At 67.7% G+C, this 14,821-nt stretch carries 15 protein-coding genes and 1 riboswitch; of the genes, 1 reads left to right on the top strand and 14 read right to left on the bottom strand.

Annotation, left to right across the window (positions count from 1 at the left end):
* Position 1: 1 nt before the first annotated feature.
* The 7 genes from cobF to cbiE form a co-directional block, all read right to left on the bottom strand.
* Entirely contained in the window at positions 2 to 751 is a 750-nt protein-coding gene (gene cobF / locus AC0L3C_RS09205; protein WP_473407745.1) for a precorrin-6A synthase (deacetylating), read from the bottom strand.
* A gap of 45 nt (positions 752 to 796) precedes the next feature.
* Entirely contained in the window at positions 797 to 1,474 is a 678-nt protein-coding gene (locus AC0L3C_RS09200; protein WP_473407744.1) for an energy-coupling factor ABC transporter permease, read from the bottom strand.
* Positions 1,475 to 1,511: 37 nt separating this feature from the next.
* A riboswitch (cobalamin riboswitch) is annotated at positions 1,512 to 1,731 on the bottom strand.
* A gap of 45 nt (positions 1,732 to 1,776) precedes the next feature.
* Positions 1,777 to 2,508 carry a uroporphyrinogen-III C-methyltransferase gene (gene cobA, locus AC0L3C_RS09195; protein WP_473277837.1) on the bottom strand — a complete coding sequence of 244 codons (732 nt, stop codon included), beginning with the start codon at positions 2,506 to 2,508 and terminating at the stop codon, positions 1,777 to 1,779.
* Entirely contained in the window at positions 2,505 to 3,815 is a 1,311-nt protein-coding gene (locus AC0L3C_RS09190; RefSeq protein WP_473407743.1) for a cobyrinate a,c-diamide synthase, read from the bottom strand. Before AC0L3C_RS09190 ends, cobA begins: the two co-directional genes overlap by 4 nt.
* Complete coding sequence (cobM, locus tag AC0L3C_RS09185) at positions 3,815 to 4,597, bottom strand: precorrin-4 C(11)-methyltransferase (protein WP_473407742.1); 783 nt, start codon at positions 4,595 to 4,597, stop codon at positions 3,815 to 3,817. The genes AC0L3C_RS09190 and cobM overlap by 1 nt, the downstream gene beginning before the upstream one ends.
* Positions 4,594 to 4,962, bottom strand: coding sequence for a cobalamin biosynthesis protein (locus tag AC0L3C_RS09180; RefSeq protein ID WP_473258230.1), 369 nt, complete (start codon positions 4,960 to 4,962; stop codon positions 4,594 to 4,596). The genes cobM and AC0L3C_RS09180 overlap by 4 nt, the downstream gene beginning before the upstream one ends.
* Complete coding sequence (gene cbiE / locus AC0L3C_RS09175) at positions 4,959 to 6,140, bottom strand: precorrin-6y C5,15-methyltransferase (decarboxylating) subunit CbiE (protein ID WP_473407741.1); 1,182 nt, start codon at positions 6,138 to 6,140, stop codon at positions 4,959 to 4,961. The genes AC0L3C_RS09180 and cbiE overlap by 4 nt, the downstream gene beginning before the upstream one ends.
* Between cbiE and AC0L3C_RS09170 the strand changes: the two genes are divergently transcribed.
* A complete protein-coding gene (locus AC0L3C_RS09170) occupies positions 6,139 to 6,885 on the top strand; it encodes a cobalt-precorrin-6A reductase (RefSeq protein WP_473407740.1) in 747 nt (248 codons plus the stop codon). The genes cbiE and AC0L3C_RS09170 overlap by 2 nt on opposite strands.
* Here the strand turns inward: AC0L3C_RS09170 and cobJ are convergent.
* From cobJ to AC0L3C_RS09135, 7 genes are read right to left on the bottom strand one after another with little or no spacing between them, the layout of a single operon-like run.
* The gene (cobJ, locus tag AC0L3C_RS09165; RefSeq protein ID WP_473407739.1) at positions 6,861 to 7,595 is read right to left on the bottom strand and encodes a precorrin-3B C(17)-methyltransferase; all 735 of its coding nucleotides are present in this window, start codon (positions 7,593 to 7,595) and stop codon (positions 6,861 to 6,863) included. The genes AC0L3C_RS09170 and cobJ overlap by 25 nt on opposite strands.
* On the bottom strand, positions 7,592 to 8,323 hold the full coding sequence (locus AC0L3C_RS09160) for a precorrin-2 C(20)-methyltransferase (protein WP_473277830.1): 732 nt from the start codon (positions 8,321 to 8,323) through the stop codon (positions 7,592 to 7,594). The genes cobJ and AC0L3C_RS09160 overlap by 4 nt, the downstream gene beginning before the upstream one ends.
* A 2-nt stretch (positions 8,324 to 8,325) precedes the next feature.
* Entirely contained in the window at positions 8,326 to 8,958 is a 633-nt protein-coding gene (locus tag AC0L3C_RS09155; protein ID WP_473407738.1) for a precorrin-8X methylmutase, read from the bottom strand.
* A complete protein-coding gene (gene cobG / locus AC0L3C_RS09150; RefSeq protein WP_473407737.1) occupies positions 8,958 to 10,121 on the bottom strand; it encodes a precorrin-3B synthase in 1,164 nt (387 codons plus the stop codon). Before cobG ends, AC0L3C_RS09155 begins: the two co-directional genes overlap by 1 nt.
* A complete protein-coding gene (cobN, locus tag AC0L3C_RS09145) occupies positions 10,118 to 13,366 on the bottom strand; it encodes a cobaltochelatase subunit CobN (protein WP_473407736.1) in 3,249 nt (1,082 codons plus the stop codon). The genes cobG and cobN overlap by 4 nt, the downstream gene beginning before the upstream one ends.
* A complete protein-coding gene (cobW, locus tag AC0L3C_RS09140) occupies positions 13,366 to 14,400 on the bottom strand; it encodes a cobalamin biosynthesis protein CobW (protein ID WP_473407735.1) in 1,035 nt (344 codons plus the stop codon). The genes cobN and cobW overlap by 1 nt, the downstream gene beginning before the upstream one ends.
* Positions 14,397 to 14,780: a DUF1636 family protein gene (locus AC0L3C_RS09135; RefSeq protein WP_473277825.1), complete on the bottom strand. Its 384-nt coding sequence runs from the start codon at positions 14,778 to 14,780 to the stop codon at positions 14,397 to 14,399. Before AC0L3C_RS09135 ends, cobW begins: the two co-directional genes overlap by 4 nt.
* Positions 14,781 to 14,821: the final 41 nt, after the last annotated feature.

The raw sequence follows: 14,821 nt of genomic DNA, 5'->3' as shown, positions 1-14,821 counted from the left end.
CTCACGGCCTGCGCTTGAGGATGTAACTGTCCATGATCCAGCCGTGCCGCTCGCGCGCCTCTTGCCGGACGGCGACGATCCGCGCACCGATCTCGGCCAGCGCGCCGGACATGATAATCTGATCGGGCATGCCGAGATAGGCGCCCCACCAGATGTGCAGGCCTTCCGGATCGAGCGACTGGAACGCCGTGCCGCCGTCGAGCATCACCACCACGGTGTGGACACCCGCCGGCCAGCCGCCATCGCGAAAGCGGCGTCCCGTCGTGACCAGAAACGGCTCGCCGATGTCGTTGAGCGGCAGCGCATGCGCCGCGCACAGCGCCTGGATCGAGGTGATGCCGGGCACGACCTCGATCTCGGGCAACGGATTGAGCCGCCGCGCAATGCGCAGCGAGGAGTCGTAAAGCGAGGGATCGCCCCAGATCAGCAGCGCGACCTTGCCCTCGCCTTCGAGATGATCTGCGATCGTCTGCGACCAGGCAGCGGCGACGGCATCGTGCCAATCGTCCACGCCCTTGCGATAGTCCGCTTCAGCGGCGTCGCGGACGGGCAGATCGAACTCGGCAATATGGGTCGTGTCGCTGGTGAGCACATCCGCGCAGATCGCCTGCCTGAGATCGGCGAGGTCGGATTTGGCAGTCCCCTTGCGCGGGATCAGGACGAGATCGGCCGCGTTGATGGCGGTAATCGCGGCACGCGTGAGCTGCTCGGGATCGCCGCAACCGATGCCTATCAGGGAGAGCGTGAGCATCGTAGCTGCGAAGGGCGGCCATAACGGCCGCCCATTCGCGTGTCTCTAGGCCGCGTTGTGCAAACGCGGAGTGACGAGGCCGGCTGCGGTGACGCCGCGCAGCGACTTCGCCAGCGCCAGCACGCCAAGATCGGCGAGCGGCTCGATCACGATGACGAGCGCATAGGACGCCGCGAAGGTGGCGATGTTGGCGAGGTTAGTCGCGCCGAAGCCCGATCCATAAATCGCCCAGAACGCCACCCAGGCGATGACACCCGCCTGATAGGTCGTCGAAAGCGCCAGCGCCTGGCGGTACTTCAGATCGACATAGGCCGTGTTGCGCGAAATAATTCCCGTGGCGATCGCCTGGATCCCGAACAGCGGCACCAGCAGCGTGGTGACGTTCATGCCATATTGCGGCAAGTCGGGCGGCTCGAAGAAGATGCCCTGGAACAGCAGGCCGAACGCGAGGCCGAAGGCCGCAGGCGCAGCTCCAAACAGCAGGAACAAGGTCGAGCCGAGGATGAAGTGCACTTCGGAGACGCCGACCGGGAAGTGCGGCAGGATCTCAAAGAAGATAAACACGAGTCCCGTGGCGGCGAGCGTGCGCGCCGCGAACGAAATGATGCCCTGCTCGCGCACGGTCTCGACCGCGAGCTTCAAGGCAACACCGCCCACGGCGATGCCGGTTGCGTAACTCAGCACGAGCTTGGCGTCCGAGACTAGTCCGGGTTCGATATGCATGGCTCAGATCCTTCTTGCCGTCACACCCGACGGCCTTGGCCTCAAAACGTGCACGGCCGGTCTCCTGGCTCGCGGTTCACTGGGAGTCTCCGGCCTTCCCGCGCCTTGCGGCCCAGTGGCTGATCGAAGTCCCTCACCGCTTACAGTCGCGGGGGCGGCTGGGGTTTTGGGCGCCGCAACTGGGTCCGCCCATCCCCATTCCCGATTATGCTCCGGCGCTTTGCGCCGCGTCGAGCACCATGCGTCTCCTGTGTGCCCCTTTCGCCAGCCGGGCGTCAAGGGGCGAAGGGCTGCCGAGAGCGTCATGACGGATAATCCCCGGCCAGCGCGCCGAACAGGATGACGGCCGCCGTGGAGGCCGCCCCGCCCCGCGCAAGCTGCTCGGCAAGTTCAGAAATGGTGGTGCGGACCAGCCGCTCATCGGGACGGCCGAGCGATTCGGCAAACAACGCCGGCGTGGTTGGGGCGAGGCCATGCTCGATCAATTTCGCGACAAGCGCCGGAAACGTCCGGCGGCCCATATAGACTACGGTCGTCGCCTCCGGATCGGCCAGCGCCGCCCAATTGAGGTCTGGCGGCAGCTCGCCGGTGACGTCCGCGCCGGTAATGAACTGCACCCGGCGCGAGGTATGGCGCCGGGTCAGGGGAATCCCCGCCTGAGCCGCAGCGACGCAGGCCGTGGTGACACCGGGAATGATCTCGTAGCGGATGCCCGCTTCCCGCAGCGTCTCGAGCTCCTCCTCGAGTCGGCCGAAGATGCCGGCATCGCCCGACTTCAATCGCACCACGCGCGCGCCTGTCACGGCATAGTCGACCAGCAGCCGGTTGACATGGTGCTGCTTGGTCGAGGGGCGTCCCGCCCGCTTTCCCACCGCGACGAGATTGGCACCGGGCCGGGCCAGATCGAGGATCGCGCCTGAAGCAAGATCGTCATAGAGCACGACGTCGGCCTCGCGCAGGCGCGCGGCACCCTTGAGCGTGAGGAGCTCGGGATCGCCGGGGCCGGCGGAGACGAAGGAAACAAAACCGCTCACCGATCCTCCGCGATCAGATGGAAGAACGTGCCGGTGGCTTGTCCCCGCCGCGAGCCGGTCTCGGCGATGACCGCGCCTGTCGCGTCGTGCACGACCGCCAGCGGCGTGTCGGGTTGCGCCAGGATCGTCGAATAGTGGAATTCGTGGCCACGCAGGCGTGCGCCGGCCTGATGACCCGGCATCGGCGTGGCAAGCTCGGCCAGACGATAGCCCAGATGCATGCGGCGTTTGGCAAAGCTCGTCTCCAGGCCGAGCAGCCCGGTCATCTCGTGGCTGATGCCCTCGGCGTCGGTCAAAGCGGTGCCCAGCACCATATAGCCTCCGCACTCACCGTGCACCGGGCGCGTTTCGGCGAAGGCGCGCAATCCGCTGCGGAAGCGCGCATTGGCCGCGATCTTGCCGGCGTGCAGCTCGGGATAGCCGCCAGGCAGCCAGCACACATCCGCGCCCGCATCGGGGCCTTCGTCAGCCAGCGGCGAGAATGTCGAGATCTCTGCGCCCGCCGCGCGCCACGCTTCCAGCATATGCGGATAGACGAAGGAGAATGCAGCGTCACGGGCGAGCGCAATGCGCTGGCCGGGCGGCGTCACGTTGACGCCGCTTGCGGCAGGTTGCGGCGACCAGGTGGCAGCCGAACGCAGCACTGCGTCGAGATCGACATGCTCGGCGACGAAGCGCGCGGCCTCGTCGATCAGCTTGCCGATTTCCGCCTGCTCCTCAGCCTGGACCAGCCCGAGATGCCGCTTCGGCAGACTGATCTCGGCATGGCGCGGCAGCGCGCCAAACACGGTGATGCCGGCGTCCAGCAGCGCACGTCGCACGAGGGCTTCGTGGCGCGGGCTGGCAACGCGATTGAGCACGACGCCTGCAAGGCGCACACCGGGACGGTAGTCACGAAGGCCAGCGGCGATCGCCGCCGCCGTTTGCGCCTGTCCCGAGGGATCGATCACCAGCAGCACCGGCCACTCCAGCATCTCCGCGATGTCGGCGGTCGCCCCGGTGCCGCAGACGCCACGCGGGGCGACGCCGTCGAACAGGCCCATCGAGCCTTCGGTCAGCACGACATCTGCGTCAATGCCGCGACTGACGAGATGCGAGATCGTCCCGCGATCCATCGCCCAGCTGTCGACGTTGACCGAGGCGCGTCCGGTCGCGGCTGCATGAAACGCGGGATCGATGTAATCGGGGCCGCTCTTGAAGCACTGCACCCGCAATCCGCTGTTGCGCCAGGCGCGGGCAAGGGCCAGCGTCAGCGTGGTTTTGCCGACACCGGAGGCCGGCGCGGAGATGACGAGCCCTGCCGCCATCACGACACCTCCGGAAAGCGCGGCTCGGCGCCGACCGGCCGATAGCGGCGGTCATAGTCGGCAGCATAGAGACGGCTCTCGGGAAAATCCGCCGAGCCCAGTCTCCTGCCGACCAGGATGAGCGCGGTGCGCTCCATCTCGCCGCCGACAACCGCGTCGAGTGTTGCGAGCGTGGCGCGGACGATGCGCTGGTCGGGCCAGCTCGCGCGCCAGACGATCGCGACCGGGCAGTCCCTGCCGTAATGCGGCGTCAGCTCGGCGACGACCTTGTCGAGCAGATGGATCGACAAATGAATCGCGAGCACCGCGCCGGTGGCGGCGAAGGCGGCGAGCTTCTCGCCTTCGGGCATCGCGCTGGCGCGGCCCGGCGTGCGCGTCAGCACCACCGTCTGGGCAAGGCCGGGCAGCGTCAGCTCGGCCTCCAGCGCAGCCGCGGCGGCCGAGAAAGAGGGAACGCCAGGCGTGACCGTGTAGGGAATGCCGAGCGCGCGCAGGCGGCGGAGCTGTTCGCCCATCGCCGACCAGATCGAGAGATCGCCGGAATGCAGCCGCGCGACGTCCTTGCCGCCGGCATGTGCGGCGGCGATCTCCGCGACGATCTCGTCGAGCGAGAGTGGCGCGGTGTTGACGATCCGCGCACCGGGCGGGCAATGCGCCAGCACGCCTTCGGGCACCAGCGAGCCGGCATAGAGACAGACCGGACAGGCGGCGATGAGGTCGCGGCCGCGCAATGTCAGCAAGTCAGGGGCACCCGGCCCGGCGCCGATGAAATGCACCGTCATGCGCCGTCTCCTTCCGCGATTGCCGCGGTCGCGGTGCGGTCCTGAGAGACCACCCGCGTCGCGATCAATCGCGCACGAGGTCCGACTGCCGCGAGAGCCGCCGCTTCGGCGACTGATCCCGTCCCGAACTTTTCCGCGATGAGCTTTGACTGCGTCGGCGTCTCGATGCTGGCCAGCATTTCGGCGGCAATCCCCTTGATCGGCACGCCGCATTCGCGCGCAAGCTGCTTCAGTGCCTCCGCGTCGGCCTTGTCGCTCACCGTCGCGATAGCGGCGAGGCCTTCGGAACCGCCGGCCGCCAGCAGGGCCTCACGCAGCGACGCCAGCGTGACGTCCCGCTTGAATCCGAGCCCGGCGACCTTCATCGGACCGCACTCCATTGCACTACCGGCCGCGCCGCCTCCCATGACCGGTAGCGGCCGAGCGGAGCGGCGTGCGCAATCTCGACCCGCATCAAGTCGCCGCCGTGGCGCTGGTGCAGCTCACCCAGCAGCGCTTCCGTCTCCAACGTTACTGAATGCGCGACCAGCCGCGTACCGGGCGAGAGCCGCGACCAGATGGCGTCGAACATCGTAATGTCGAGCCCGCCGCCGATGAAAACGGCGTCAGGTGCGTCCAGCGCGGCAAGAGCTTCAGGCGCTTTTCCCGCGATGACTGTGATCCGATGTGCCAACCCGAACGCCGCTGCATTGTTACGAATGTTCCCGGCGCGATCCTCGCGCGGCTCGACGGCGGTCGCCATCCCGCCGCACAGTGTCCACTCCACCGAAATCGAACCCGAACCCGCGCCAATGTCCCACAGCCGTTCACCGGGACGCGGCGCCAGCGCCGAGAGCGCGAGCGCACGGACCGGACGCTTGGTGATTTGGCCGTCATGGACGAAGAGATCGTCCGACAGTCCCGAGCTGCGGGGAAGGCCCTGCGCTCCCCTCGCCTGCACTGCCACCGCGACAAGGCTTCCCGCAAGATCGCCTGTGAAGCTGTCGGCGCGATGCGCGTCGATCCTTTCGTGCGGCCCGCCAAGCGCGGTGAGCGTCCAGAATGCCGAGGCACCCCATCCGCGCGCCGTCAGCCATTTCGCAAGATCACCCGCCGCCTTCGCGTCGCGCACGAGGCAAATGATGCGTGCACCTCGCGCCAGATGCGGCACCAGACGCTCGAATGGCGCGGCGTGGAGACCAAGGCACGCCACGGATTCAAGGCGCCAGCCCAAGCGCGCGGCGGCGAGCGAGAAGGTCGACGGCGCGGAATGCGCAATCCACTCGCCCGCGTCCAGCTCTTCGGCGAGGCTCGCGCCAGCGCCAAACCAGAACGGGTCGCCGGAGGCGAGCACGACCGTTGGCACGCCGCGGCGGCTCAGCACGATCTCTGCATCGAACGGCACCGGCCATGGACGGCCGCGCCCGGTCACGCCGGCTAGTGCAAGATGCCGTTCACCGCCAAAGACAGTTTCGGCATCATCAAGCGCCTTTCGGCTTGCTTCCGACAGGCCGGCGAGGCCATCTTCGCCGATACCGATGATGGTCAGCCAGGGATCAGCCATGACGCGCGCCCTCATTCTGGGCGGAACGGCCGACGCGAGCCTGCTCGCGGCTGAGATCGCGCGTGCCGGCATTAACGCCGTGTATTCTTATGGCGGCCGCACCCGCGCGCCCGCCGGTCAGCCGTTGCCGACGCGGATCGGCGGTTTTGGCGGCGTGAGCGGTCTTGTCGATTACATTGGTCGGGAAGGCATCACGCATGCGATCGACGCGACGCATCCCTTTGCCGCCGAGATGAGCCGCAATGCGGTCGCGGCATGCGCGGAAACCGGCACGCCGCTGATCGCGCTGGAGCGCGCGCCCTGGACCAAAGCGCCCGGCGACAATTGGGTCGAAATACCTGATGTCAACGCCGCGGTCGCCGCACTGCCCGAGGCGCCGGCGAATGTGTTCCTCGCCATCGGCCGTCAGCACATCGCACCGTTCGCGACCAGGCCGCAGCACGCCTACACGCTGAGATTCGTCGATCCGCCCGATGCGCCCCTGCCCTTCGCCGCGGACGTCATCGTGTCGCGTGGGCCGTTCACGCTCGAGGGCGAGCTGGAGATGCTGCGCGCGCGAGGCATCATCCGGATCGTCGCCCGCAATTCGGGTGGCGACGGCGCGCGCGCCAAGATCGACGCTGCGCGGGTACTCGGCCTGCCGGTGATCATGATCGCACGACCGCAACTGCCGGAACGATTGCGGGTCGAGAGCGTGGCCGAGATCATGCAGTGGCTCGGTCATCGCACCTGCCTCGGCGCATAGACCCAACGGCCGACGCGGCGTGTCTGCGAGTTGCCGACGATCACCAGCGTGCGCATGTCGGCCATTTCAGGCGTCGCTTCCTTCAGCCTGACGGTCTCGATCTTTTCATCGGCGGCGCTGATCGCGCGCGCAAAAATCACAAGACGCTCGCCACAGCCGGCCTCGTTCAGCACCGCAAGCGCACGGCCAAATCCTTCCGGCCGGCTCGCCGAGCGCGGGTTGTACATCGCAATCGCAAAGTCGGCTTCCGCGGCGAGCCGCAGGCGCTTCTCGATCACCGCCCACGGCTTGAGATTGTCGGAGAGATTGATCGCACAGAAATCATGGCCGAGCGGTGCGCCGGCGCGCGCGGCCGCCGCCAGCATGGCGGTGACGCCGGGCAGCACACGGATCGGCAACTCCTGCCATTGCGGCGCCTGTTCGAGCGCCTCGAACACGGCGGAGGCCATCGCGAAGACGCCGGGATCGCCGGAGGACACGATGACGACTTGTCCGCCTTCGGCCGCGAGCCGCAAGGCCTCGCTCGCGCGCTGCAGCTCTTCGCGATTGTCCGAGGGATGCAGCTTGAGTCCCGGTCGCGGCGGCACGCGCGCGACATAGGGCGCGTAGCCCAGAATGTCGGTCGCGGCGGCAAGCGCGGCGGAGACTTCGGGCGTCACCAGCGCATCGCTGCCCGGTCCGAGGCCTGCGATGGTCAGCGTGCCCGTCATTCGGGGGCGTCCGGATGCCGGCCCTTGCCGTGCACGAGCACGATCGCGAAGTAGGGGCAATCGGCGGCATCGATCTCGGCGAGCCGCACCACGCGCTCGCCCGGCATGGTGCCGCGCTCGACCAACCAGGCGTCGTCCAGCCGTCCGGCGGACGCGAGCGCGCGGCGCACCTTTGCGAGATTGCGCCCGGTCTTCATGATCACGAGCGCATCGGAATCGCGCATGCGGCGTTCGAGCTCGTCCTCGGCGAGCGTGCCCATGAGCACCGTCGTCACGTCATCACCGAGCGCGATCGGCTGTCCCACGCCATTCCAGCAGCCGACCATGCCGGGAATGCCGGCGATCACCTCGATCTCGACACGGCCCTGCAGGCGCGTGTGCAGATGCATGAAGGAGCCGTAGAAGTAAGGATCGCCCTCGCAGAGCACGACGACGTCGACCGCGCGCGCCAGCCGCGCCAGACGTTCCGCCCATTCGTCGTAGAAGCCGGCAAGCAGCTGGACATATTCAGACGTGTCGAAGGCGATCTCTATGGTGACCGGATACTCCATGGGATATTCGGTCACGTCGGCCGCCAACATGCCCTCGACGATGCGACGCGCCTGGCCGGGCCGGCCCTTCTTGCGGAAATACGCGACATGCCTTGCACCGCGCACCGTGCGATCGGCGCGCACGCTCATCATATCGGGGTCACCGGGGCCGAGACCGCAGCAGATGATGCGTCCCATCGCTATTCGCTCCGGCTCGCCAGCGCGTTCACGGCCGCGACCGTAATCGCGGAACCGCCGAGGCGGCCCTCGACCGTCAGCGCAGGGACCTTCGGATCGGCCATCAGCGCAGCCTTGGATTCGGCCGCGCCGACAAAGCCGACGGGACAGCCGATGATCGCCGCGGGCCGCGGGCAATTCCGGTCCTCCAGCATGTTGAGGAGATGAAACAACGCGGTCGGCGCATTGCCGATCGCCACGATCGCGCCGTCGAGATGCGGGCGCCATAGCTCCAGGGCCGCAGCCGAACGGGTGTTGCGCATGGACTGCGCGGCGAGCGCGGGGACGGTCTCGTCGCCCAATGTGCAGATGACTTCGTTGGCCGCGGGAAGCCGCGCGCGCGTAATTCCTTCGGAGACCATGCGCGCGTCGCACAGGATCGGTGCGCCCTTCTGCAAGGCCGCGCGCGCAGCAACCGCCATGCCTGATGTGAAGCGGATATGCGCTTCGAGGCCGACCATGCCGGCGGCATGGATCATCCGCACCACCACCTGCTCCTCGTCCGGCGTGAAGCGCGCAAGATCGGCTTCGGCCCGGATGGTCGCAAAGGACTGCCGGTAGATCGCCGCGCCGTCGGTCTCGTAAATGTGCGGCATCAGTGCCCTCCCATCAGGATGGAGGGATCTCTGACGATGTCGTCGCGGTTCAACCCCCGCAGGATGGGCTCATCGCGCGTCGACCCCGCACGCACGAGGTCGAAGCCGGCGCTGGTCGCAACCAGAGTGATGGCGGCGGGACCGGAATGGGCGCAGCCCTTGGCACAGCCGGAGACGTGGAGCCGTGCGGCCGCGCCGATGTTCGGCGCCAGGGCCGCGGCAAGGCCGCGGGTATCGGCATGCGCCTCGCGACAGCGTGGCGCACCGCTGCAGGCGATGACGCGCAGCGCAGGGTCGTAGGCCTCGGTGATAAGACCGGTCGCGCTCGGCATCGCGCGCTTGCCCTCGCTCAAAACCATCCGCCACGGCGTCATGCGCAGCGCATGTCCGCAACCGGCGAACTGGTTGAACGTTGCATGCGCCATCTGTCCGAAGGCGACGCCAACCATCGCACCTTGCGCATAGAGGCCGGGACGCGCCGCGGCCATAATCGGCGCCGGCTCGGCCTCGCTGCGCAATTCCGCGGGCAAAATTGCACCAGTGGCAAGATGCGCCGCCATCCGCCCTCGCCCCCCTCTGGCGCCTCCCGAGGTCACGAACCAGTCGGCGAATGCGAGCGCGGTGGTCACGGCCTCGCCGCGCGCGACGGAGCGGCCGAGTTTGCCGCCATCCGCCCGCACCAGCAGTCCGCCGGACTGATCGCGCTCGATCCGCACGTCGGCGGAATCGCCCGCAAGCACGCGTGAGGTGCCGTCGTCGATGGCGAAGCCGAACTTGGTTGGAAGTTCGAGCTGGCTGTCGGCGAGCGCCTCCTCGAGCTCGGCGGCGAGCAATTGAGTCTCGTCCCCGCTACGCCAGAACGGCGTCACAAGGATGTTGCGACGGGATTCGGTGTCAGCGTCAGGGTCGAGCAGCGCCAGTTGCGCAAGGCCGTCGAGCAGCAGTCTGTGGCTGGTCTCGTTGACGCCCCTGATCTGGAGGTTGGCCCGGCTGGTCACGTCGATCAGGCCGTTGCCATGGCGTTCGGCGAGATGAGCCAGTCCGGAGATCTGTGCCGCGTCCAGCCGTCCGCCGAACGGACGCACGCGGACCACGAGCCCGTCGCCCGATTGCATCGGGCGCAGCGCGCCGGGACACCAGCCCTTGACCACGGAAGCGCTCATGACGCCTCCCGCAGCGCAGCCGCGATCGAATTGCGGCGCGTTCGCCAGAGCGAGGCCTCATGCAGGCGCGTGAAACACGTCTCCATCGCGCCGAGCGCCGCCGGGTTTTCGCGCGCCATGAAGGCGCGGACGTCCTCACTGCCGAGCGTCGCGTCGTAATAGAGGTCGAACAGATGCGGCGGCACAGCGGCGGCCAGATGCGCAAAGGCGGCCATATGCTCGAGTGTCGCGGTGATCTCGGCCGCTCCGCGAAAACCGTGGCGCATCATGCCGGCGATCCAGGCCGGATTGGCCGCGCGCGCGCGTACCACCCGCGAGATTTCCTCGGTCAGCGTACGCGCATGCGGCTGCTCGGGGCGCGTCACGTCGAGATGATAAAGCGATGGTCCCGCCGCACCGAGATGGGCTGCGGCGGCCGCAATGCCGGCCTCATGCGCGGCATAGTCAGCCGCGAGCAGAAGGTCGGTTTCCGGCAGATCCTGCACGTGAACAAAAGCATCGGCGGATGCGAGCCGCTTCTCGATACCGGCCCGATCGAGCTTGATCTCGCCATCGGCCGAGAACGCCCATGACGATGCCGAGAGCCACGCTTCGCCGGCGGCTTCGCGCGTCTCGGGCGTGAAGGCGTCCGGGATTGCCGAGAGGCCGACGCCGTATTGTCCGGGGCGCGGCGCAAACACGCGCGATGTGCGATGGCGATATGGATTTTCGTCGCCCTCGTCCTCGCGGCCCGACAGCGCCTCGGCTGCCGCCTCGAACAATTGCGCAAGGCCTGAGAAGACGTCGCGAAACAGGCCCGAGACCCGCAGCGTGACGTCGATGCGGGGCCGGCCAAGCTCGGCAGGCGCGATGATGTCGTAGCCGGTGACACGGCCGGAAGCATGATCCCAGCGCGGTGCGAGGCCGGCCAGATGCAGCGCCATGGCAAACTCTTCGCCCGCGGTGCGCATCGTCGCCGAGCCCCAGAGATCGACGACAAGGCCCTTTGGCCAGTCGCCGTGATCCTGCAGATGGCGGCGCAGCAGCTCTTCCGCGAGCTTGATGCCTTGGGCATGCGCCGACGGCGTCGGCACCGCGCGCGGATCGACGGCAAAGAGATTGCGTCCCGTGGGCAGCACGTCCTGGCGGCCGCGATAGGGTGAGCCCGACGGCCCCGGCGCGACGCGCTGTCCAGCAAGCGCGGCCCGCAAAGCGTCGCGTTCCGCGTCACCGCAGGCGCCGCGGCCGAACACGTGCAGGCCGTCGCCGAACTGGCTTTCCTTGAGATCGCAGACGAAGCGGTCGATCTGCGGGATCGCTTCGGCGGGCGCGGCCGTTGCGTCGAGGCCAAGATCATCTTCGAGGCCGGCCGCGCGGGCCTCGTCACGGATCGCGGCGATCAGACGCTGGCGGCGGGCGGGATCGAGGCCATCAGCCGTCGAGTACTCGTCGAGGAGCTGTTCAAGCCTGCGCAATCCGTCCGGCACCGCTGATGCCGCGAGCTGCGGCGGCAGATGGCTGATGGTGACAGCACCCAGGCGCCGCTTGGCCTGCGCGGCCTCGCCGGGATCGTTGACGATGAAGGGATAGATCACGGGCAAATCCCCAATCAGGGCTTCCGGCCAGCACGCCTGCGACAGCGCCACGGATTTTCCGGGCAGCCATTCCAGCGTGCCGTGCGCGCCCATGTGCACGACGGCATCACAGCCCTGCGCTCGGAGCCAGAGATAGAACGCGACATAGGCATGGCGCGGCGTGCGGGCGAGATCGTGATAGTCGGCATCGCGCGTGGTCGCATCGCCACGCTCCGGCTGAACCGCGATGATCGACCGGCCGCATTGAATCGCGGCGAAATGGAACGCGCCGTCGCGACAACCCGGATCCTTCTCCGGCGCGCCCCAGGCTTGCGCGAGATCATCCTGCAAGACTTGCGGAAGGCGCGACAGCGCCGCACGGTAATCGGCAACGCTCCAGCTCAGGGTCTGCTTGAGCAGCGTCTCGCCAAGTCCATGGACAGGCGCAATATCGAAGCCGGTCTCCGCGAGGTCGGACACCAGGGCCTCGACCGAGGCTAGCGCATCGAGACCCACCGCGTGCGCGATCTGATGCGGGCGGCCCGGATAGTTGGAGAGCACGAGTGCCATGCGCTTGTCGGCGGCCGGCTTCTCGGCAAGGCGACGCCAGGCCGCAACGCGCGCGGCGACGGCCTTCACGCGCTCCCCGTCGGGCCTGTGTGCCAGATGCGAAAATTGCAAATCGGGATCGCGCATCGCTGCCGATTTGAAGCTCACCACGCCCGCAAACAGGCGGCCGTCGACCTCGGGCAGCACCACATGCATCGCGAGGTCGCCGGGCGAGAGGCCGCGGAGAGAACTCGCCCAGTCCTCGCGGCGTGCCGTGGAGAGCGCGACCTGGAATACCGGGCAGGATGCGGCGTCGAACGGCGTCGTGCCGTCGTCGCCCATCGCCGAGAATGCCGTCGCATTGACGATCGCGGCCGGAGGATTTTGCGCCAGATACTCGCGCAACCAATCCGCAACCCCCGCGGCTTTCAGCGAGGTGACGAACACACCATGCGCGTCGAACCCCTTCTCGCGCAATGCGGCGATCAGGGCATCGACCGGGCCAGTGTCGGCCGCGGTGAGATAGGAGCGATAGAAGGCCACGAGCGCTCGCGGCCTGCCCTCACCCAACGCCGGCGCGGCAATGACACCGCGCGCCGGATCGTAAAAGCCCATCTCAGGAACGGTCGTCTCCCCGATCACGGGGCCGGCATAGAGGCCCGAGGCCAGTGCAAGCTGCGCGATCGCGGCTTGCGATGCGACGGGGCCGCCGGTGTCGCAGAGCACCTTGAGCCGTCGCAGGGTCGAGACCGGCAGGGTCGAATATTCATCCAGCCGCGCGTCGTCGCGGCCGTCGGCCGGCAACACGGCCAGCACGATGCCGCGCTCCTTCGCCAGTTGCTGCAGGGCCGCGAGCCCATACGACCAATAGGATTCCCCGCCGATCAGACGCACGAGGATGCCGCGCGCCTGCGCCAGAGTGCGCTCGATATAGGTGTCGACCGAGAGCGGGTGACGGAGTTCGGCGAGATTGACCAGCCGTAGCGATGGCAGGCTGTCGCGGCCACGGCGCCAGCCGGCCGCGAACGCGGCAAGATCGGAATCCGAATACGAGAGCACCACGAGATCGGCCGGGTCCTGGCCGATGTCCCTTGGTATCGCGGTCTCCTCGAGACCGCGGCTCTCGCGGAAGACGACGTGCATCAGATGCTGAGTCCTGCCCTGATCGCGGCCTCGTCGATATCGCCGTGCTCGCCGATCACGACGAGCTTTGATCGCCTCGCACCCACGCCCCAAGGCTTGTCGAACTGGTGGCGCACGCGCTCGCCGACCGCTTGCAGCAAGAGGCGCATCGGCTTGCCTTCCATCGCGATGTAACCCTTGACGCGCAGCACATTCTGCTCGCGCGCCAGACGCTGAACGGATGCAACCAGCGCGTCGATATCGGCGACTTCAGGAAGATCAATCACGACGGACGCAAAATCGTCGTGCTCGTGATCCTTCTCGCCGTCGTGATGCGAGGGACGCGCGGCGAGATCGTTCTCGGCGGCAGCACCGAGACCGAGGATGAGACGCGCGTCGATCGCGCCGTCGGTGATCGCCAGCATCGGGACGCGACGCGGCATCTCGGCGGTGATCGCCGCCTTGGCCGCTTCGAGACCTGCCGCGCCCGCAAGGTCCGCCTTGGTCAACAGCACGATGTCGGCGCAGGCGATCTGGTCCTCGAACACTTCCGACAGCGGGGTCTCGTGATCGAGATTTTCATCGGCCGCACGCTGCGCCTCGACGGCCGCAGGGTCGGGCGCGAAACGGCCGGCGGCGACAGCTTCGGCATCGGCCAGCGCGATCACGCCGTCGACCGTGATGCGCGAACGGATCTCCGGCCAGTCGAACGCCTTCAGCAAAGGCTTGGGCAGCGCCAGGCCCGAGGTCTCGATCAGGATATGATCGGGCCGGACCGGCCGCGACAGCAGCTTCTCCATGGTCGGAATGAAATCGTCCGCGACGGTGCAGCAGATGCAGCCATTGGCGAGCTCGATGATGTTCTCTTCCGGGCAATTCGCATCGGCGCAGGATTTCAGAATCTCGCCATCGACGCCCTCACTGCCGAACTCGTTGACGAGCACCGCGAGCTTCCTGCCGTTGGCGTTGGCAAGCAGATGCTGGATCAGCGTGGTCTTGCCGGAGCCGAGAAAGCCCGTGACGACCGTGACCGGGACTTTTGCGAGCGAATTCATTCGGCGGCCTCCGGCACGACGGCCATGGGGAAAATGGGGGGAATGCGGGCAAGCGATTGCTTGCGGAAGATCTCCGGGCGGCTGCGCCAGGACACAAGGCCGTCGGGCGCGGCCGCATAGGCCGCGGCGCCTGCGACGACGTCGATCGCATTCGCATCCGACAGACGGCCATAGACATAGGACCAGCGGCCAGGCGCGCTGAGCGCGACCGAGCAACCCTGGTTGCAAGCCGACAGGCATTCGACGGGAACCACGCTGACGCCGTCGGGCACGCCGGCCTCGAGGATCGCACCATGCAGACGTTTGCCGGGCGTCGTCTCGCCCTCGCCAAGCGTCTGGCCGGCGCGGCAGGTGATGCAGACATGAAGTGTGACGGTCATCGCTTCTTCCAGAATAAACAGCGGGAAGCGAAGAGGCCCAC

The sequence above is a fragment of the Bradyrhizobium sp. WSM4872 genome (assembly GCF_055811715.1).
The sequence above is the reverse complement of the archived record's forward strand: the minus strand, read 5'-3'. Positions and strand labels throughout refer to the sequence as shown.